The organism is Enterobacter sp. WCHEn090032, from assembly GCF_003986875.1.
Classification (GTDB): Bacteria; Pseudomonadota; Gammaproteobacteria; order Enterobacterales; family Enterobacteriaceae; genus Enterobacter; species Enterobacter sichuanensis.
This window is the reverse complement of record NZ_RXRN01000003.1, coordinates 164750-184795: the sequence shown is the minus strand read 5'-3', so window position 1 is coordinate 184795 and position 20046 is coordinate 164750. Positions and strand designations below refer to the sequence as shown.

Annotated in this window: 15 protein-coding genes; 14 read left to right on the top strand and 1 reads right to left on the bottom strand. The window is 55.6% G+C overall.

Annotated features, from left to right (window positions below):
- Positions 1-128: 128 nt before the first annotated feature.
- From cmk to EKN83_RS03830, 10 genes are all read left to right on the top strand, one after another.
- Entirely contained in the window at positions 129-812 is a 684-nt protein-coding gene (gene cmk, locus EKN83_RS03875; protein ID WP_013097305.1) for a (d)CMP kinase, read from the top strand.
- Positions 813-923: 111 nt separating this feature from the next.
- Entirely contained in the window at positions 924-2597 is a 1674-nt protein-coding gene (rpsA, locus tag EKN83_RS03870; RefSeq protein WP_008499966.1) for a 30S ribosomal protein S1, read from the top strand.
- A gap of 170 nt (positions 2598-2767) precedes the next feature.
- Positions 2768-3055 (top strand): integration host factor subunit beta, encoded by a 288-nt coding sequence (ihfB, locus tag EKN83_RS03865; protein WP_008499965.1) that lies wholly within the window; start codon positions 2768-2770, stop codon positions 3053-3055.
- A 214-nt stretch (positions 3056-3269) separates the two neighbouring features.
- On the top strand, positions 3270-5534 hold the full coding sequence (locus EKN83_RS03860) for a ComEC family protein (RefSeq protein ID WP_126800369.1): 2265 nt from the start codon (positions 3270-3272) through the stop codon (positions 5532-5534).
- Positions 5535-5569: 35 nt separating this feature from the next.
- A complete protein-coding gene (msbA, locus tag EKN83_RS03855; RefSeq protein ID WP_045284485.1) occupies positions 5570-7318 on the top strand; it encodes a lipid A ABC transporter ATP-binding protein/permease MsbA in 1749 nt (582 codons plus the stop codon).
- Positions 7315-8292: a tetraacyldisaccharide 4'-kinase gene (lpxK, locus tag EKN83_RS03850; RefSeq protein ID WP_126800368.1), complete on the top strand. Its 978-nt coding sequence runs from the start codon at positions 7315-7317 to the stop codon at positions 8290-8292. Before msbA ends, lpxK begins: the two co-directional genes overlap by 4 nt.
- A gap of 44 nt (positions 8293-8336) precedes the next feature.
- Entirely contained in the window at positions 8337-9566 is a 1230-nt protein-coding gene (locus tag EKN83_RS03845; protein ID WP_126800367.1) for a winged helix-turn-helix domain-containing protein, read from the top strand.
- A gap of 45 nt (positions 9567-9611) precedes the next feature.
- On the top strand, positions 9612-9794 hold the full coding sequence (ycaR, locus tag EKN83_RS03840) for a protein YcaR (protein ID WP_006174474.1): 183 nt from the start codon (positions 9612-9614) through the stop codon (positions 9792-9794).
- Complete coding sequence (gene kdsB, locus EKN83_RS03835; protein WP_094918150.1) at positions 9791-10537, top strand: 3-deoxy-manno-octulosonate cytidylyltransferase; 747 nt, start codon at positions 9791-9793, stop codon at positions 10535-10537. The genes ycaR and kdsB overlap by 4 nt, the downstream gene beginning before the upstream one ends.
- A gap of 139 nt (positions 10538-10676) precedes the next feature.
- Positions 10677-11570, top strand: a complete 894-nt coding sequence (locus EKN83_RS03830) for a YcbJ family phosphotransferase (protein ID WP_025756004.1) — start codon at positions 10677-10679, stop codon at positions 11568-11570.
- Here EKN83_RS03830 and elyC read toward each other — a convergent pair.
- Complete coding sequence (gene elyC / locus EKN83_RS03825; RefSeq protein ID WP_126800366.1) at positions 11547-12326, bottom strand: envelope biogenesis factor ElyC; 780 nt, start codon at positions 12324-12326, stop codon at positions 11547-11549. The two genes, EKN83_RS03830 and elyC, sit on opposite strands and share 24 nt — an antisense overlap.
- A 124-nt stretch (positions 12327-12450) precedes the next feature.
- Between elyC and cmoM the strand changes: the two genes are divergently transcribed.
- From cmoM to mukB, 4 genes are read left to right on the top strand one after another with little or no spacing between them, the layout of a single operon-like run.
- A complete protein-coding gene (cmoM, locus tag EKN83_RS03820; protein ID WP_025756002.1) occupies positions 12451-13230 on the top strand; it encodes a tRNA uridine 5-oxyacetic acid(34) methyltransferase CmoM in 780 nt (259 codons plus the stop codon).
- Between the two features lie 3 nt (positions 13231-13233).
- Positions 13234-14556 (top strand): chromosome partition protein MukF, encoded by a 1323-nt coding sequence (gene mukF, locus EKN83_RS03815; RefSeq protein ID WP_025756001.1) that lies wholly within the window; start codon positions 13234-13236, stop codon positions 14554-14556.
- Entirely contained in the window at positions 14537-15241 is a 705-nt protein-coding gene (mukE, locus tag EKN83_RS03810; protein WP_008499954.1) for a chromosome partition protein MukE, read from the top strand. Before mukF ends, mukE begins: the two co-directional genes overlap by 20 nt.
- Positions 15241-19689 carry a chromosome partition protein MukB gene (mukB, locus tag EKN83_RS03805; protein ID WP_025756000.1) on the top strand — a complete coding sequence of 1483 codons (4449 nt, stop codon included), beginning with the start codon at positions 15241-15243 and terminating at the stop codon, positions 19687-19689. The genes mukE and mukB overlap by 1 nt, the downstream gene beginning before the upstream one ends.
- Positions 19690-20046: the final 357 nt, after the last annotated feature.

The window sequence follows — 20046 nt, the reverse complement described above, 5'->3', positions numbered from 1 at the left end:
ACGCGCATTTCTTCTACACTCTGCTTCATTAATTCCCTAATTTGCACGCAAAGGTAACAGTTGCGCACGTTGGCGCGTATAATGCGCGGCGTTTATGTAAACGGTATGCCTTATTTAAGGAGAAAAAGATGACGGCAGTTGCCCCGGTAATCACCATTGATGGGCCTAGTGGCGCAGGGAAAGGTACGCTGTGCAAAGCGATGGCGGAAGCATTGCAATGGCATCTTTTAGATTCGGGAGCAATCTATCGCGTGCTGGCGCTGGCTGCACTGCATCATCATGTGGATGTAGCCTCTGAAGAGGCGCTGGTTCCGTTGGCGGCGCATCTGGATGTGCGTTTCGTGTCGACCGATGGCAACCTCGAAGTCATCCTTGAAGGGGAAGATGTGAGCGGCGAAATTCGTACGCAGGAAGTGGCGAATGCCGCCTCCCAGGTGGCGGCATTCCCGCGCGTTCGTGAGGCGCTGTTACGTCGTCAGCGCGCGTTCCGTGAAGCCCCGGGTCTGATTGCGGACGGGCGTGATATGGGAACCGTGGTATTCCCTGATGCGCCGGTGAAAATTTTCCTTGACGCCTCTTCGGAAGAACGTGCGCAACGCCGCATGCTTCAGTTGCAGGAGAAGGGGTTTAGTGTTAACTTTGATCGCCTTTTATCCGAGATAAAAGAGCGCGATGACCGCGATCGTAACCGCGCCGTCGCCCCACTTGTTCCTGCAGAAGATGCATTAGTTCTGGATTCCACCAGTTTAACTATTGAGCAAGTGATTGAAAAAGCGCTACAATATGCGCGCCAAAAACTGGCACTCGCGTAATCGCGACCGATTTAGCAGTACCCCCGCTGCAATGGATTGACGGCGGGTATGTGAAACAACCCCATCCGGCACGGAGCCAGGTGGACGTTAATATTAACCTGAAGATTAAACATGACTGAATCTTTTGCTCAACTGTTTGAAGAATCCTTAAAAGAAATCGAAACCCGTCCGGGTTCCATCGTTCGCGGTGTTGTTGTTGCTATCGACAAAGACGTAGTACTGGTTGACGCCGGTCTGAAATCTGAGTCCGCCATTCCGGCAGAGCAGTTCAAAAACGCCCAGGGCGAGCTGGAAATCCAGGTGGGTGACGAAGTTGACGTTGCTCTGGACGCAGTAGAAGACGGCTTCGGCGAAACCCTGCTGTCTCGTGAGAAAGCTAAACGTCACGAAGCATGGATCACGCTGGAGAAAGCTTACGAAGAAGCTGAAACTGTGGTCGGTGTTATCAACGGCAAAGTTAAAGGTGGCTTCACTGTTGAGCTGAATGGTATTCGTGCGTTCCTGCCAGGTTCTCTGGTAGACGTTCGTCCAGTCCGTGACACCCTGCACCTCGAAGGCAAAGAGCTTGAGTTCAAAGTAATCAAGCTGGACCAGAAGCGTAACAACGTTGTTGTTTCCCGTCGTGCCGTTATCGAATCCGAAAACAGCGCAGAACGCGATCAGCTGCTGGAAAACCTGCAGGAAGGCATGGAAGTCAAAGGTATCGTTAAGAACCTCACTGACTACGGCGCATTCGTTGACCTGGGCGGCGTTGATGGCCTGCTGCACATCACCGACATGGCGTGGAAACGCGTTAAGCACCCAAGCGAAATCGTGAATGTGGGCGACGAAATCACTGTTAAAGTGCTGAAGTTCGACCGCGAGCGTACTCGTGTATCCCTCGGCCTGAAACAGCTGGGCGAAGATCCATGGGTAGCTATCGCTAAGCGTTACCCAGAAGGTACCAAACTGACTGGTCGCGTGACCAACCTGACTGACTACGGCTGCTTCGTTGAAATCGAAGAAGGCGTTGAAGGTCTGGTACACGTTTCCGAAATGGACTGGACCAACAAAAACATCCACCCATCCAAAGTTGTTAACGTTGGTGATGTAGTGGAAGTGATGGTTCTGGATATCGACGAAGAACGTCGTCGTATCTCCCTGGGCCTGAAGCAGTGCAAAAACAACCCATGGCAGCAGTTCGCGGAAACCCACAACAAGGGCGACCGTGTTGAAGGTAAAATCAAGTCTATCACTGACTTCGGTATCTTCATCGGCCTGGACGGCGGCATCGATGGCCTGGTTCACCTGTCTGACATCTCCTGGAACGTTGCAGGCGAAGAAGCAGTTCGTGAATACAAAAAAGGCGACGAAATCGCTGCAGTTGTTCTGCAGGTTGACGCAGAGCGTGAGCGTATCTCCCTGGGCGTTAAACAGCTCGCGGAAGATCCGTTCAACAACTGGGTTGCACTGAACAAGAAAGGCGCAATCGTAAACGGTAAAGTAACTGCAGTTGACGCTAAAGGCGCAACCGTAGAACTGGCTGACGGCGTTGAAGGTTACCTGCGCGCTTCTGAAGCTTCCCGTGACCGCGTTGAAGATGCCACTCTGGTTCTGAACGTAGGCGACGACGTTGAAGCTAAGTTCACCGGTGTTGACCGTAAGAACCGTGCAATCAGCCTGTCTGTTCGTGCTAAAGACGAAGCTGATGAGAAAGATGCAATCGCAACTGTTAACAAACAGGAAGATGCAAACTTCTCTAACAACGCAATGGCTGAAGCTTTCAAAGCAGCTAAAGGCGAGTAATATCAGGTTCTCAGCATCATTTGAGCTGTAACGCATTTACAGCGCGAAGGATGAGGAGCAAACTTGACAGATTGCAGGATCCGTCCTGTAATCAATAACAAAGGGCGGCTACGGCCGCCCTTGTTTAATGAGCTGTTCAGCTAATTGGTTTGAAAGGAACCGGAGGAATCATGACCAAGTCAGAATTGATTGAAAGACTTGCCAGTCAGCAACCGCATATCCCTGCCAAGGCAGTGGAAGATGCCGTAAAAGAGATGCTGGAGCATATGGCCTCCACTCTTGCCCAGGGCGAGCGCATTGAAATCCGCGGTTTCGGTAGTTTTTCTCTGCACTATCGTGCTCCACGTACCGGGCGTAACCCGAAAACGGGCGATAAAGTCGAACTGGAAGGTAAGTACGTTCCGCACTTTAAGCCAGGTAAAGAATTGCGCGATCGCGCCAATATTTATGGCAACTGAGTTTATCCCTTGGGGTAAACTGGGTTCGAAAGAAAGCACCTGCGGGTGCTTTTTTTGTGCTTAACGTTTTCATTCTGAAGAGCTCCCGCATTTTTCATTTCCGTTTCTGCAAACGGATAAAAACAGTACGGCACGTGCTGTAAAACCTGGTCTTCCCACCTGACAACACGCTCTGTCTGCTTACATACTGCCATCCTGAAACAGGGAGGTAGCAATGGGCATACCCGCGCTGAGCATCTGCGCCATTCTGGCAATAACCCCTTTGCTCTGGTTACCTGAGCTGCCATCACGTTATCTCGTCTGGATAATGATTGGGGGTGGTGTCGTGCTGGCTGCACGGCGAAACGTACAACTGAAGTATGTGGGGATGGGGGTGTTATTTTGTGTATGGGGGATCCTTGCCGCGCAGGAGAGCGTCTGGCCTATGGCGCATTTAACCTCGGGAGCGGTGCGGGCTGAGGTCGAGATCACCGCGACAGATGGCAAAACCCTGCTCCAGGGAAACATTCTCAGCGTGGACGGTCAACGCTGGTGGGCGTCCACGGGCGTAACCCTGTATGGCAACGATCTGCCACAGAACGTATGTGCCGGTCAGCGCTGGGCCATGACGCTCAGACTCAGGCCAGTGCACGGCGAACTGAACGACGGAGGCTATGATGCCCAGCGAAGCGCTCTTGCTCAACATCAAACGCTGAGCGGACGGTTCACCCATGCGGAACGCGTCGATGGGCGCTGCAGCCTGCGCGCACAATACCTGATGTCACTGCAAAAGCGACTTTCTGCTTATCATTGGGGAGCGGTTATCCTCGGGTTGGGGATGGGGGAGCGTCTGGATGTCCCACGGGAAATAAAAGATCTGATGCGAGAAACCGGCACGCTGCATCTCATGGCGATTTCAGGTCTGCATATCGCACTGGCAGCATCCATCGTCTGGTTACTGGCTCGCGGTTTCCAGTTGTTATTACCCGCCCATCGGATCCGCTGGCAAATGCCTCTCCTGGCCGGGTTGGCGTTTGCCGCTTTTTACGCCTGGCTTACCGGTTTACAACCACCGGCAATGCGAACGGTTATCGCCCTTGCTGTACTCGCGACGTTACGTATTACGGCCCGTCAATGGTCTCCCTGGCAGGTATGGTTTTGCTGTATCGCGGCGATCCTGCTAAGCGATCCGTTAGCCGTACTGTCGCAAAGTCTGGCCCTGTCAGCATTTGCCGTCGCTGCGTTGATTTTCTGGTTTCAGTGGTTGCCGCTTCCTCACTGGCACCGGGCTCGTCGGATACGACCACTCCTGAACCTCGTATATCTACAGGTCGGAATGTTGCTGCTGCTTATGCCGTTGCAGGTGCTGATTTTCCATGGTTTCAGCCTCTCATCCCTCATTGCCAATCTCTTTGCCGTTCCCCTGGTGACGTTTGTCTCCGTGCCGCTGATCCTGCTCGGTATGCTGCTCCATCTGCTGCCGCTGGCGGCGGTAGAAAGTGCCGTCTGGTTTGCGGCCGATAAGTCGCTTGCGGGACTCTTCTGGCTACTGATGCGCCTGCCTGATGGCTGGCAAAATGTGGATCAACGCTGGCAGTACCTGTCATTGCTGCCCTGGCTTGCCATCGCGGGCTGGCGTTTTCGTGCCTGGAAAATCGTTCCTGCCGTTTGTCTGGCAGGCAGCGTCCTGTTGACATATCCCCTGTGGCGAACAACAAAAAGCGATAGCTGGACGCTACATATGCTGGATGTAGGGCAGGGGCTGGCTATGGTCATTGAACGGCAGGGAAAAGCCATTCTGTATGATACCGGGCTCGCCTGGCCGGGCGGAGACAGCGCGCAGCGGTTAATTATTCCGTGGCTTCGCTGGCATCACCTGCGGCCGGAAGGCGTCATTCTCAGTCATGATCACCTCGACCATGCAGGGGGCCTGGTATCGCTGAAAAAAGCCTGGCCTGAAATGTGGATAAGAAGCCCCTTACGTCAGGCAGGTCATCGCCCTTGTTTCCGGGGACAACGCTGGCAATGGCAGGGACTTACCATTACCGTTCACTGGCCACCAGAGAATTATCCCTCCCAGGGGAATAACGCTTCCTGTGTGGTAAAAGTTGATGACGGTGAGCAGAGTGTTCTGCTGACGGGAGACATTGAAGCGCCTGCGGAACAGGCTATGCTTAGCCATTACTGGCGTCATCTGACGACCACGCTCATACAAGTTCCCCATCATGGCAGCAATACGTCTTCATCGTTGCCACTGGTACAGCGGGCGGAAGGGCAGATTGCACTGGATTCGGCGGCCCGCTACAACGCGTGGCATTTCCCGTCGGCTAAAGTCGTGCGGCGTTATCGAAAAGAGGGGTATCTCTGGCATGATACGCCTCATTCTGGACAAATATCGGTGACATTCTCGCAACATCACTGGCAAATCCGACGCTTGCGAGAACAAATTTTACCCCGCTGGTATCATCAGTGGTTTGGCGCGCCCGTAGATAACGGGTAGAATATGCGGCTATTTCAACAATGCTGGTTTTTTGAATGCATAACGACAAAGATCTCTCCACGTGGCAAACGTTCCGCCGACTCTGGCCGATGATTGCTCCTTTTAAAGCAGGCTTGATCGTGGCGGGTGTAGCGTTAATCCTCAACGCAGCCAGCGATACTTTTATGCTATCGCTTCTTAAACCGTTACTGGACGACGGTTTTGGTAAAACGGATCGCTCAGTGCTGCTATGGATGCCTCTGGTGGTGATCGGACTGATGATCTTACGCGGTATCACCAGCTATATCTCCAGCTACTGTATTTCCTGGGTTTCAGGAAAAGTGGTGATGACCATGCGCCGTCGACTGTTCAGTCATATGATGGGCATGCCGGTTGCGTTCTTCGATAAACAGTCGACCGGAACGTTGCTGTCGCGTATTACCTACGACTCCGAGCAGGTTGCCTCTTCCTCTTCCAGCGCGCTGATTACCGTTGTGCGCGAGGGTGCGTCGATTATCGGGCTGTTCGTGATGATGTTCTACTACAGCTGGCAGCTGTCGCTGATCCTTATCGTACTGGCTCCGGTCGTGTCCGTGGCTATTCGCGTCGTGTCGAAGCGTTTCCGTAATATCAGCAAGAATATGCAGAATACGATGGGACAGGTGACCACCAGCGCAGAGCAGATGCTGAAAGGGCATAAAGAAGTTCTGATTTTTGGTGGTCAGGACGTCGAAACAAAACGCTTTGATAAAGTCAGCAACAAAATGCGTCTGCAGGGAATGAAAATGGTGTCAGCCTCTTCCATCTCTGACCCGATTATTCAGCTGATTGCCTCACTGGCGCTGGCATTCGTTCTGTATGCGGCAAGCTTCCCAAGCGTGATGGAAACGCTGACGGCAGGTACCATCACCGTGGTCTTCTCCTCCATGATCGCCCTGATGCGTCCGCTGAAGTCCCTGACAAACGTCAACGCCCAGTTCCAGCGCGGGATGGCGGCCTGTCAGACCCTGTTCAGCATTCTCGATTCCGAACAGGAGAAAGATGAAGGTAAGCGCATCATTGAGCGCGCGAACGGTGACGTTGAGTTCCGCAATGTGACCTTCACCTATCCTGGCCGCGAAACACCGGCTCTGCGCAATATCAACCTGACCATTCCGGCAGGAAAAACCGTTGCGCTGGTAGGCCGTTCCGGCTCCGGTAAATCGACCATTGCCAGCCTGATCACCCGTTTCTACGACATTGACGAAGGTGAAATTCTGTTAGACGGCCACGATCTGCGCGAGTATACCCTGCAGTCGCTGCGTAACCAGGTGGCGCTGGTCTCCCAGAACGTGCACCTGTTCAACGATACGGTGGCAAACAACATCGCTTATGCGCGCACTGAAGAGTACAGCCGTGAGCAGATTGAGAATGCCGCGCGTATGGCCTATGCAATGGACTTTATCAACAAGATGGATAACGGTCTCGATACCATCATCGGCGAGAACGGCGTACTGCTCTCCGGTGGTCAGCGTCAGCGTATCGCCATTGCCCGCGCGCTGCTACGTGACAGCCCGATCCTGATCCTGGACGAAGCGACCTCTGCGCTGGATACGGAATCAGAACGTGCGATTCAGTCGGCGCTGGATGAGCTGCAAAAGAACCGTACCTCGCTGGTGATTGCGCACCGTCTGTCGACTATCGAGCAGGCTGATGAAATCGTCGTGGTTGAGGATGGGGTCATTGTTGAACGCGGAAGCCATGCCGATCTGCTGGAACACCGCGGCGTTTATGCTCAGCTACATAAGATGCAGTTCGGCGAATGATTGCACGCATCTGGTCCGGTGAATCTCCGCTGTGGCTGCTGCTTCTGCCGCTCTCCTGGCTGTATGGCCTGGTGAGCGGTGCTATTCGCCTGCTTTACCGTCTGGGGCTGAAGCAGGCATGGCGCGCGCCGGTACCGGTTGTGGTGGTGGGTAATCTTACGGCAGGTGGCAACGGTAAAACCCCGGTGGTCATCTGGCTGGTCGAGCAACTGCAACAGAGCGGTATCCGTCCCGGCGTGGTGTCGCGAGGGTATGGCGGTAAAGCGGCGAAATACCCTCTGTTGCTGACGGCGAAAACCACGACCGCCGAGGCGGGTGATGAGCCAGTATTGATTTACCAGCGTACTGGCGCCCCTGTTGCGGTCTCGCCGGTGCGCAGCGATGCCGTCCGGGCCCTGCTTGCCGAACACGCGGTACAGATAATCATCACGGATGATGGCCTGCAACACTACGCGCTGGCGCGTGATAAAGAGATTGTGGTCATTGATGGCGTTCGTCGTTTTGGTAACGGCTGGTGGCTGCCCGCTGGCCCCATGCGAGAACGGGCTTCACGGCTGAAGTCCGTGGATGCGGTGATCGTGAACGGCGGTGAGGCAAAAACGGGCGAAATCCCTATGCACCTCCAGCCTGGCATGGCCGTCAATCTTGTGACGGGCGAACGTCGTCCGGTTTCTCATTTACCTGCGCTGGTCGCCATGGCGGGTATTGGTCATCCTCCCCGCTTCTTCTCGACGCTGGAACAGGGCGGTGCCCGGCTTGAAAAACGCGTTCCGCTGGCCGATCATCAGGCGCTGTCGGTGGAACAGGTTGACGCACTGACGACGCCCGGTCAGACATTGATCATGACTGAAAAAGATGCGGTGAAATGCCGTCTCTTTGCGAAAGATAACTGGTGGTATCTGCCGGTTGACGCTGAACTCAGCGGCGAGCAGCCGGAACACTTGCTCCAGGAACTGCTGGCGTTGGTGAAATAAACGCTTATGCGGTTCTGGTGGCGCTTTGACTGACAGGAAAACGCATGTCTTTACCGCAACTCTCGCTTTCAGCCGCACGTCATTTACATCTTGCCGCACAGGGGCTGCTTAAAAAGCCCCGTCGCCGTGCGCAGCCTGCCGATATTCTCTCTACCGTCCAGCGCATGTCGCTACTTCAAATCGACACCATTAACATCGTGGCGCGCAGCCCTTACCTGGTGCTGTTTAGCCGGCTGGGGAGTTATCCTTCACAGTGGCTGGATGAGTCGCTCAGCAAGGGGGAGTTGATGGAGTATTGGGCGCACGAAGCCTGCTTCCTGCCCCGTAGCGACTTTGCCCTGGTTCGTCACCGTATGCTTGCGCCGGAGAAGATGGGCTGGAAATACCGCCAGGCGTGGATGCTGGAACATGCGGCTGAAATCGAGCAGCTTATCGCACATATTCAGGAGAACGGTCCGGTACGTTCCGCCGATTTTGAACATCCCCGGAAAGGCACGAGCGGCTGGTGGGAGTGGAAGCCACACAAACGTCATCTGGAAGGCCTGTTTACCTCAGGCAAAGTCATGGTGATTGAACGGCGTAATTTTCAGCGCGTTTACGACCTCACGCATCGCGTGATGCCGCACTGGGACGACGAGCGCGACCTGCTTTCCCGTGAGGCCGCTGAGGCCATCATGCTGGAGAACAGTGCCCGCAGTCTGGGTATTTTCCGTTCACAGTGGCTGGCAGATTATTACCGTCTGCGCCAGCCTGCGCTAAAACCGCTGCTGGAAATGTGGCAGCAAGAACAGCGCATAATCCCCGTCATGGTAGAAACACTGGGCGAAATGTGGCTGCATGAGGAGCTTCTCCCGCTATTGCCTCAGGCTCTGGAAGGGAAACTTCAGGCAACCCACAGCACGGTGCTGTCGCCTTTCGATCCGGTGGTCTGGGACAGAAAACGGGCCGAGCAGCTGTTCGGTTTCAGCTACCGGCTGGAGTGTTACACCCCGGCACCCAAGCGCCAGTATGGCTACTTCGTCTTACCTCTGCTGCATAAGGGGCAACTGGTCGGGCGTATGGATGCCAAAATGCACCGCAAGACCGGTACGCTTGAAATCATTGCGCTTTATCTGGAAGAGGGCGTCAGGGTGACGGCGGCTCTGGAAAAAGGGCTAACGCTCGCCATAAGCGAATTCGCGCGCTGGCAGGGGGCTCACGATGTGACGCTGGGGCGGGTACCTGATGGATTGTTTACATCCTGTCGAAGTGGCTGGGAAACAGGCACTCCCTGAAAAAGGAATGTGTTAAGCTTTAGCGATTACCCATACGGAGGAACTATGGATCACCGTTTACTTGAAATTATTGCCTGCCCGGTATGCAACGGCAAACTCTACTACAGCCAGGACAAACAAGAGCTGATTTGCAAGCTGGACAGTCTGGCTTTCCCGCTGCGTGACGGTATTCCGGTATTGCTGGAAAACGAAGCCCGTTCTCTGGTGGCAGAAGAGAGCAAACCATGAGTTTTGTTGTCATTATTCCTGCGCGTTACGCCTCAACCCGGCTGCCGGGTAAACCGCTGGTGGATATCAATGGCAAACCGATGATTGTGCACGTTCTTGAACGTGCCCGTGAATCGGGTGCTGAGCGCATTATCGTGGCGACCGACCATCCCGATGTCGCGCGTGCGGTTGAGGCTGCCGGTGGGGAAGTGTGTATGACCCGCGCCGATCACCAGTCTGGCACCGAGCGTCTGGCGGAAGTGGTTGAGAAATGCGGTTTCAGCGATGATACGGTCATCGTGAACGTGCAGGGTGACGAGCCGATGATCCCGGCGGTCATTATTCGTCAGGTGGCTGAAAACCTGGCGCAGCGTCAGGTTGGAATGGCCACGCTGGCGGTACCCATTCATCATGCAGAAGAAGCGTTCAACCCGAATGCGGTGAAGGTGGTGACGGATGCTGAGGGCTATGCGCTCTATTTCTCCCGCGCCACCATTCCGTGGGATCGCGATCGCTTTGCGGTTTCAAAAGAGACTATTGGTGATACATTCCTGCGTCACATTGGCATCTACGGCTATCGCGCTGGCTTTATTCGTCGCTACGTGAGCTGGGCACCGAGCCCGCTGGAACATATCGAAATGCTGGAGCAGCTGCGTGTGCTCTGGTATGGCGAGAAAATCCACGTTGCTGTTGCCGAGGAGGTCCCTGGCACGGGCGTTGACACTCCTGAAGATCTTGAGCGCGTTCGCGCCGAACTGCGTTAATCCTGCCTGCATCCCTCATGGAGGGATGCACTCTCCGGTTTATTTTTTCCTATCTTTTCCATAATTGATCTCTGCAGGGTGACATCTGCTTTCTACGCGCTCATTATAAAAGCAGTAGTCTTAATGGGGGTAATCTCATATGGAACAGCTGCGTGCCGAACTGAGTCACCTGCTTGGCGAGAAATTAAGCCGGGTTGAATGTGTGAGTGAAAAGGCTGATACCGCGCTCTGGTCGTTGTACGACAGTCAGGGAAACCCAATGCCGCTGATGGCCAGGAGCTTTACCTCGCCGGGGGTTGCCCGACAGCTCGCCTGGAAAATTTCAATGCTCGCACGGCAGGGAACCGTCCGTATGCCGACGGTTTACGGCGTGATGACGCATGAGGAGCACCCTGGCCCGGATGTGCTGCTGATTGAGCGGCTGCGCGGGGTGTCTGTTGAAGCCCCGGCACGTACGCCGGAGCGCTGGGAACAGCTCAAGGACCAGATTGTCGAGGCGCTGCTGGCCTGGCATCGTCAGGATAGCCGTGGACTCGTTGGCCCGGTCGACAGTACCCAGGAAAACCTGTGGCCGCTGTGGTATCGCCAGCGGGTCGAAGTGCTGTGGGGGACGCTTAACCAGTTCAATAACACCGGTTTAACCATGCAGGACAAACGTATTCTGTTCCGCACTCGCGAGTGCTTACCGGCGCTGTTTGAAGGTTTTAACGACAACTGCGTGCTGATCCACGGTAATTTCACCCTGCGCAGTATGCTCAAGGACTCCCGCAGCGATCAGCTTCTGGCCATGCTGGGGCCGGGAGTCATGCTCTGGGCACCGCGCGAATATGAGTTATTCAGGCTCAGCGACAGCGGGGCGGCGGAAGGTCTGCTTTGGCACTACCTTCAACGTGCGCCCGTTGCCGAAGCGTTTCTCTGGCGGCGCTGGCTCTACCTGCTGTGGGATGAGGTGGCGCAACTGGTGAATACCGGTCGTTTCAATCGCGCCAACTTCGATCTGGCGACAAAATCACTCCTGCCCTGGCTTGCCTGAGGACCCCTTCATCCACTGCCAGAGGCGTCCAAGCGTCTCATAACCCACGCGATCACTGTGCATCAGCCAGGCCGGGGACGGGATCGCCCGTTCCCAGGGGTTAAGCGGCGCGTCGATGGCCATCTGGTTTGCCGGTGCCGGAAGCGGGTGCAGGCCCTGCTTTTCAAAGAAAATCATCGCTCTTGGCAGGTGTGAGGCGGAGGTCACCAGTAAGAACGGGACATCACCAATCGCCTGCTTCACCGCAGCGGCCTCTTCTTCGGTATCTTTTGGGCGATCCAGGGTAATGATCGATGACCGCGGCACGCCGAGCGACTCCGCCACCCTGGCCCCCGCTTCAGCCGTACTCACCGGGTTGGTTTTAGCCGCCGCACCGGTGAAGATCATTTTTGATCCCGGATTCGCCAGCCACAGGCGAATGCCTTCGTTGAGCCGTGGCAGGCTGTTGTTGATCAGGTTTGAGCTGGGGGCCCAGTCCGGGTCCCAGGTATAGCCGCCACCCAGCACCACGATGTAGGCCACTTTCTGATTACCCTGCCATGTTGGGTACCTGTTTTCGATGGGACGTAACAGGCCATCCGCGACCGGTTGCAGGCTCAGCAGCAGCAAGACCAGCCAGCCGAACGTAATAAGCGTTTTGCCACTTTTCTGAAAGCGACTGAACCACACCAGCGCCAACCCCAGCGCGATGATGAGCAGCAGGAGCGGAAGGGGAAGCATCATCCCTCCCACATATTTCTTCAGGGTAAAAAGCATCCTTTTTGGTTCCTTTTTTAACCATATAGCAGGTGAATACCCGTGATATTACACCAGAGAGGTTCATTCTCCGCGCGGGTGTGACAAAATAGCGGTTTTGCAGTTAGCGAGTGGAACTCTCCCAATGCGGGATCGCAATTTTGATGACATCGCGGAAAAGTTTTCGCGCAACATTTATGGCACCACTAAAGGGCAGCTCCGGCAGACGATCCTCTGGCAGGATCTGGACACGATTCTGGCCACCTTCGGGGGGCAAACGTTGCGCGTGCTGGACGCCGGAGGCGGTGAAGGACAGACGGCCATAAAAATGGCGGAACGCGGTCATCACGTCACGCTTTGCGATCTTTCTGCTGAAATGGTCGCCCGTGCGACGCGTGCAGCGGAAGAGAAAGGTGTGAGCGACAACATGCATTTTATACAATGCGCCGCTCAGGACATTGCACAGCATTTGGAAACCCAGGTTGATCTGATATTGTTTCATGCGGTGCTGGAGTGGGTGGCCGATCCGCAAAGCGTGTTACAAACCCTGTGGTCGATGTTGCGCCCGGGCGGCACGCTGTCGCTGATGTTCTACAATGCTAACGGCTTCCTGATGCACAACATGGTTGCGGGTAACTTCGACTATGTTCAGGTCGGGATGCCTAAAAAGAAAAAGCGCACGCTTTCCCCGGACTATCCGCGCGATCCGCAGCAGGTTTATGGCTGGCTGGAAGCGATCGGCTGGAAGATAACCGGGAAGACGGGCGTCAGGGTGTTTCATGATTATCTGCGTGAAAAACACAAACAGCGTGACTGTTTTGACACCTTAACAGAATTAGAAACGCGGTATTGCCGTCAGGAGCCTTTTGTCAGCCTTGGCCGCTATATTCACGTCACCGCGCACAAGCCGCAGATGCAAGGATAACCTATGAGTGAATTTTCCCAGACAGTCCCCGAACTGGTTGCCTGGGCCAGGAAAAACGATTTCTCCATCTCGCTGCCGGTAGACAGACTCTCTTTCCTGCTGGCGGTGGCTACGCTGAACGGCGAACGGCTGGACGGGGAAATGAGCGAGGGTGAACTGGTGGACGCGTTCCGCCATGTCAGTGATGCGTTTGAGCAAACCAGCGAAACCATTAGCGTGCGTGCCAACAACGCAATCAACGATATGGTGCGTCAACGTCTGCTGAACCGCTTTACCAGCGAGCAGGCGGAAGGAAACGCCATCTATCGCCTGACGCCACTGGGCATCGGGATTACCGATTACTACATCCGCCAGCGCGAATTTTCCACGCTGCGTCTCTCGATGCAGCTCTCGATTGTGGCGGGTGAGCTTAAGCGTGCCGCCGATGCTGCGGATGAAAACGGTGATGAGTTCCACTGGCACCGTAACGTCTACGCCCCGCTGAAATACTCGGTGGCGGAAATTTTCGACAGTATCGATCTGACCCAGCGTCTGATGGACGAACAGCAGCAGCAGGTGAAAGATGATATCGCGCAACTGCTGAATAAAGACTGGCGTGCGGCTATCTCCAGCTGTGAACTGTTGCTCTCAGAAACCTCCGGCACGCTGCGCGAACTGCAGGATACGCTGGAGGCGGCGGGGGACAAGCTGCAGGCGAACCTGCTGCGCATTCAGGATGCGACCCTGGCGCATGACGATTTGCATTTTATCGACCGTCTGGTCTTTGATTTGCAGAGCAAGCTCGATCGCATTATCAGCTGGGGCCAGCAGTCGATCGACCTGTGGATCGGCTACGATCGCCACGTGCATAAATTTATCCGTACCGCGATCGATATGGATAAAAACCGCGTCTTTGCTCAGCGTCTGCGCCAGTCGGTACAGACCTATTTCGATGCGCCATGGGCGCTGACCTACGCCAACGCCGATCGTCTGCTGGATATGCGCGACGAAGAGATGGCGCTGCGCGATGAAGAGGTGACCGGTGAACTGCCACCGGATCTGGAATATGAAGAATTTAACGAAATTCGCGAGCAACTTGCGGCCATGATCGAAGAACAGCTCGCTGTCTACAAAACCAGACAAGTGCCGCTGGATCTTGGCCTCGTGGTGCGCGACTATCTGGCGCAATATCCTCGCGCGCGCCACTTCGACATTGCCCGCATTGTGGTAGACCAGGCGGTACGCCTGGGCATCGCGCAGGCAGATTTCACCGGACTGCCGCCGAAGTGGCAGCCAATTAACGATTACGGAGCCAAGGTACAGGCGCATGTCATTGACAAATATTGAACAAGTGATGCCAGTTAAGCTGGCACAGGCGCTGGCGAATCCGTTATTTCCGGCGCTGGACAGCCAGCTGCGTGCCGGTCGTCACATTGGCCTCGACGAGCTGGATAATCACGCCTTTTTGATGGACTTCCAGGAGTACCTGGAAGAGTTTTACGCACGCTACAACGTGGAGCTTATCCGCGCGCCGGAAGGGTTTTTCTACCTGCGCCCACGCTCCACGACGCTGATTCCGCGTTCCGTACTCTCCGAGCTGGATATGATGGTCGGCAAAATTCTGTGCTACCTCTATCTCAGCCCTGAGCGTCTGGCCAATGAAGGCATCTTCACCCAGCAGGAGCTTTACGATGAGCTGTTAACGCTGGCAGATGAGAGCAAGCTGCTTAAGCTGGTCAATAACCGTTCAACGGGGTCGGATCTCGATCGTCAGAAATTACAGGAAAAAGTCCGCTCTTCCCTGAACCGTCTGCGCCGTCTGGGGATGGTCTGGTTTATGGGCCACGACAGCAGCAAATTCCGCATTACGGAATCTGTCTTCCGCTTCGGCGCCGACGTGCGTGCGGGTGACGACGCGCGTGAAGCGCAGCTTCGCATGATCCGCGACGGTGAAGCGATGCCGGTGGAAAACCATTTGCAGCTCAATGATGAGCATGAAGAGAATCTGCCGGATAGCGGGGAGGAAGAGTAATGATTGAACGCGGTAAATTTCGCTCACTGACGCTGATTAACTGGAACGGCTTCTTTGCCCGAACGTTCGATCTGGACGAGCTGGTGACAACCCTCTCCGGCGGTAACGGCGCAGGGAAATCCACCACCATGGCGGCGTTTGTCACGGCGTTGATCCCTGACCTGACGCTGCTCCACTTCCGTAACACCACCGAAGCGGGGGCGACAAGCGGCTCCCGCGATAAAGGCCTCCACGGTAAGCTGAAGGCCGGTGTCTGTTATTCGGTGCTGGACGTCATTAACTCCCGTCATCAGCGTGTGGTGGTGGGTGTGCGACTGCAACAGGTGGCCGGGCGCGACCGTAAAGTCGATATTAAACCGTTCGCCATTCAGGGACTGCCAACCTCAATGCAGCCGACGGCGTTGCTGACGGAAACCCTGAACGAACGCCAGGCGCGCGTACTGACGCTGCAGGAGCTGAAAGATAAGCTTGAGACTATCGAAGGCGTGCAGTTCAAGCAGTTCAACTCGATTACCGACTACCACTCTCTGATGTTCGATCTGGGCGTGGTGGCGCGTCGTCTGCGCACGGCATCTGACCGTAGCAAATACTACCGTCTGATCGAAGCGTCCCTGTACGGCGGGATCTCCAGCGCCATTACCCGCTCCCTGCGCGACTACCTGTTGCCGGAAAACAGCGGGGTACGGAAGGCGTTCCAGGATATGGAAGCGGCGCTGCGTGAAAACCGCATGACGCTGGAAGCCATTCGCGTTACCCAGTCTGACCGCGATCTGTTTAAACACCTGATCAGCGAGGCCACCAACTACGTGGCGGCGGACTACATGCGTCATGCCAACGAGCGCCGGGTGCATCTCGATCAGGCATTAGAGTATCGTCGTGAGCTCTTTACCTCCCGTAAACAGCTGGTGGCCGAGCAGTATAAGCACGTTGAAATGGCGCGTGAACTGGGCGAACACAACGGTGCTGAGGGCGATCTGGAAGCCGATTATCAGGCTGCCAGCGATCACCTGAACCTGGTGCAAACCGCACTGCGTCAGCAGGAAAAAATCGAGCGCTATGAAGCGGATCTCGATGAACTGCAAATTCGTCTCGAAGAGCAAAATGAAGTGGTGGCCGAAGCCGCCGAGATGCAGGAAGAGAACGAAGCCCGCGCCGAAGCCGCCGAGCTGGAAGTGGATGAGCTGAAAAGCCAGCTTGCCGATTACCAGCAGGCGCTGGACGTGCAGCAGACGCGTGCGATTCAGTACACCCAGGCCCTGCAGGCGTTACAGCGTGCAAAAGAGCTGTGCCATCTGCCTGACTTAACGCCGGACAGCGCCGACGAATGGCTGGAAACCTTCCAGGCAAAGGAGCAGGAAGCAACGGAAAAACTGCTCTCCCTCGAACAGAAAATGAGCGTCGCGCAAACGGCGCACAGCCAGTTTGAGCAGGCTTATCAGCTGGTGGTAGCGATTAACGGCCCGCTGGCCCGTAACGAAGCGTGGGACGTTGCCCGCGAGCTGCTGCGCGACGGCGTGAACCAGCGCCATCTGGCCGAGCAGGTTCAGCCGCTGCGTATGCGTCTTAACGAGCTGGAGCAGCGCCTGCGCGAGCAGCAGGAAGCCGAGCGTCTGCTGGCGGAGTTCTGCAAGCGGCAGGGAAAAAATTACGATTTCGACGAGCTTGAAGCCCTGCATCAGGAGCTGGAAGCCCGTATTGCCGCGCTCTCCGATTCCGTATCCAGCGCCAGCGAACAGCGCATGACCCTGCGCCAGGAGCTGGAGCAGCTTCAGTCCCGCTCGCAAGCGCTGCTGCAGCGTGCGCCGGTCTGGCTGGCGGCCCAGAGCAGCCTTAACCAGCTGAGTGAGCAGTGTGGCGAGCAGTTCGAATCCAGCCAGGAAGTCACTGAATATCTCCAGCAGTTGCTGGAGCGCGAGCGCGAGGCGATTGTTGAGCGTGATGAAGTGGGCGCGCGCAAGCGTGACGTCGACGAAGAAATTGAGCGCTTAAGCCAGCCGGGCGGTGCGGAAGACCCGCGTCTCAATGCCCTGGCGGAGCGTTTTGGCGGCGTGCTGCTGTCTGAAATTTATGACGATGTCGGTCTGGATGATGCACCGTACTTCTCGGCGCTGTATGGCCCGTCGCGTAACGCGATTGTGGTTCCGGATCTGTCGCTGATTTCTGAGCAGCTTGCCGGTCTGGAGGATTGCCCGGAAGATCTCTACCTGATTGAAGGGGATCCGCAGTCATTTGATGACAGCGTATTCAGCGTCGATGAGCTGGAAAAAGCGGTGGTGGTGAAAATCGCCGATCGCCAGTGGCGTTATTCCCGCTTCCCGGAACTGCCGCTATTTGGCCGCGCCGCGCGTGAAAGCCGCATTGAAAGCCTGCACGCCGAACGTGAAACGCTGTCTGAACGTTTTGCGACCCTGTCGTTTGACGTCCAGAAAACCCAGCGCCTGCACCAGGCGTTCAGCCGCTTTATCGGTAGCCATCTGGCCGTGGCCTTTGAAGCTGACCCGGAAGCGGAAATTCGCAAGCTCAACACCCGCCGTGGTGAGCTGGAGCGTGCGATTGCCGCGCACGAAAGTGATAACCAGCAGAGCCGCGTCCAGTTCGAGCAGGCGAAAGAGGGCGTTGCGGCCCTTAACCGTATCCTGCCGCGCCTGAATCTGCTGGCCGATGATACGCTGGCTGACCGTGTGGATGAGATCCAGGAACGTCTGGATGAAGCGCAGGAAGCCGCCCGCTTTGTGCAGCAGCACGGTAACCAGCTGGCGAAGCTGGAGCCCGTCGTGTCTGTGCTGCAGAGCGACCCGGAACAGTTCGAGCAGTTAAAAGAAGATTATGCCTGGTCGCAGCAGGTGCAGCGAGAAGCGCGCCAGCAGGCGTTTGCCCTGACGGAAGTGGTGCAGCGCCGTGCCCACTTCGGCTACTCCGACTCGGCCGAAATGCTGAGCGGTAACAGCGATCTGAACGAAAAATTGCGTCAGCGCCTTGAGCAGGCTGAAGCGGAACGTACCCGCGCCCGTGAAGCGATGCGCAGCCACTCCGCTCAGCTGAACCAGTACAACCAGGTGCTGGCTTCACTGAAAAGCTCCTTCGATACCAAGAAAGAGCTGCTCAACGATCTGCACAAAGAGCTTCAGGACATCGGCGTGCGTGCTGACAGCGGGGCAGAAGAGCGGGCGCGCATTCGTCGTGACGAATTGCATGCCCAGCTCAGTAATAACCGCGCACGTCGCAATCAGCTGGAAAAAGCGCTGACCTTCTGTGAAGCGGAAATGGATAACCTTACCCGTCGCCTGCGCAAGCTGGAGCGTGACTACCATGAAATGCGTGAGCAGGTCGTGAGCGCGAAGGCGGGCTGGTGCGCGGTCATGAGGATGGTGAAAGACAATAACGTTGAGCGTCGTCTGCACCGCCGTGAACTGGCTTACCTCTCTGCCGATGAGTTGCGTTCCATGTCGGATAAGGCGCTGGGTGCGCTGCGTCTGGCGGTGGCGGATAACGAGCATCTGCGCGATGTTCTGCGGATGTCAGAGGATCCGAAACGTCCGGAACGTAAAATTCAGTTCTTCGTGGCGGTTTACCAGCACCTGCGCGAGCGTATTCGTCAGGACATTATCCGTACCGACGATCCGGTTGAAGCCATCGAGCAGATGGAGATCGAACTGGGACGCCTGACGGAAGAGCTGACCTCCCGTGAGCAGAAGCTGGCGATCAGCTCCCGCAGCGTGGCAAATATCATCCGCAAAACCATTCAGCGCGAGCAGAACCGTATTCGCCAGTTGAACCAGGGACTGCAGAGCGTGTCGTTTGGTCAGGTGAACAGCGTGCGCCTCAACGTCAACGTGCGTGAAGCCCACGCGACGCTGCTGGAAGTGCTGTCTGAGCAACATGAGCAGCATCAGGACCTGTTCAACAGCAACCGTCTGACCTTCTCTGAAGCGCTGGCGAAGCTGTATCAGCGCCTGAACCCGCAGATTGATATGGGGCAGCGTACGCCACAAACCATCGGTGAAGAGCTGCTGGATTACCGTAACTACCTAGAGATGGAAGTTGAGGTAAACCGTGGCTCCGACGGCTGGCTGCGTGCGGAATCCGGGGCGCTCTCGACCGGTGAAGCAATTGGTACCGGGATGTCGATTCTGGTGATGGTTGTACAGAGCTGGGAAGATGAAGCGCGTCGTCTGCGCGGGAAAGACATCTCCCCATGCCGACTGCTGTTCCTGGATGAAGCGGCGCGTCTTGATGCCCGATCCATCGCCACGCTGTTTGAGCTTTGCGAACGTCTCGATATGCAGCTCATCATTGCGGCACCGGAAAACATCAGCCCGGAAAAAGGGACCACCTATAAACTGGTGCGTAAGGTGTTCCAGAACAGTGAGCACGTACACGTTGTCGGGTTGCGCGGTTTTGCGCCGCAGCCGCCGGAATCATTGCCTGGTACGGCTGACGCATCGTAATCAATACGTTCTCTTTTAACGCAACCTTTCGGGGTTGCGTTTTTTATTTAAATGTACTGAAAATTAAAATAAGAAAAAATAAGCCCAGTAAAAAATGAGTTTATTGTTTATTTGTATTCATGCTATCTATTTATATTAATGTCTTAAAGCAATTTTAAACGGAAGCGGCATGCTGATATTTTCCCCATGAATTAAAGCCGTGTTTTATTGTTTTGGGTTACGCCCTGAGTTGATTGAATGAGGCGTTAATGGAACGGTAAGATTCGGGATTAATATGGACTATATAATTCATGGACCCCGTTATATGCAACCCAACGTCAGGAAACTATTTGCCTGCATACAGATTGTACTGCAGTT

What these genes read in the sequence shown, in the direction of transcription:
- mukE (WP_008499954.1), top strand. Translation starts at nt 14,537, where the DNA reads ATGTCATTGACAAATATTGAACAAGTGATGCCAGTTAAGCTGGCACAG.
- EKN83_RS03860 (WP_126800369.1), top strand. Translation starts at nt 3,270, where the DNA reads ATGGGCATACCCGCGCTGAGCATCTGCGCCATTCTGGCAATAACCCCT.
- ihfB (WP_008499965.1), top strand. Translation starts at nt 2,768, where the DNA reads ATGACCAAGTCAGAATTGATTGAAAGACTTGCCAGTCAGCAACCGCAT.
- msbA (WP_045284485.1), top strand. Translation starts at nt 5,570, where the DNA reads ATGCATAACGACAAAGATCTCTCCACGTGGCAAACGTTCCGCCGACTC.
- lpxK (WP_126800368.1), top strand. Translation starts at nt 7,315, where the DNA reads ATGATTGCACGCATCTGGTCCGGTGAATCTCCGCTGTGGCTGCTGCTT.
- kdsB (WP_094918150.1), top strand. Translation starts at nt 9,791, where the DNA reads ATGAGTTTTGTTGTCATTATTCCTGCGCGTTACGCCTCAACCCGGCTG.
- cmoM (WP_025756002.1), top strand. Translation starts at nt 12,451, where the DNA reads ATGCGGGATCGCAATTTTGATGACATCGCGGAAAAGTTTTCGCGCAAC.
- mukB (WP_025756000.1), top strand. Translation starts at nt 15,241, where the DNA reads ATGATTGAACGCGGTAAATTTCGCTCACTGACGCTGATTAACTGGAAC.
- cmk (WP_013097305.1), top strand. Translation starts at nt 129, where the DNA reads ATGACGGCAGTTGCCCCGGTAATCACCATTGATGGGCCTAGTGGCGCA.
- elyC (WP_126800366.1), bottom strand. Translation starts at nt 12,326, where the DNA reads ATGCTTTTTACCCTGAAGAAATATGTGGGAGGGATGATGCTTCCCCTT.
- ycaR (WP_006174474.1), top strand. Translation starts at nt 9,612, where the DNA reads ATGGATCACCGTTTACTTGAAATTATTGCCTGCCCGGTATGCAACGGC.
- rpsA (WP_008499966.1), top strand. Translation starts at nt 924, where the DNA reads ATGACTGAATCTTTTGCTCAACTGTTTGAAGAATCCTTAAAAGAAATC.
- EKN83_RS03830 (WP_025756004.1), top strand. Translation starts at nt 10,677, where the DNA reads ATGGAACAGCTGCGTGCCGAACTGAGTCACCTGCTTGGCGAGAAATTA.
- EKN83_RS03845 (WP_126800367.1), top strand. Translation starts at nt 8,337, where the DNA reads ATGTCTTTACCGCAACTCTCGCTTTCAGCCGCACGTCATTTACATCTT.
- mukF (WP_025756001.1), top strand. Translation starts at nt 13,234, where the DNA reads ATGAGTGAATTTTCCCAGACAGTCCCCGAACTGGTTGCCTGGGCCAGG.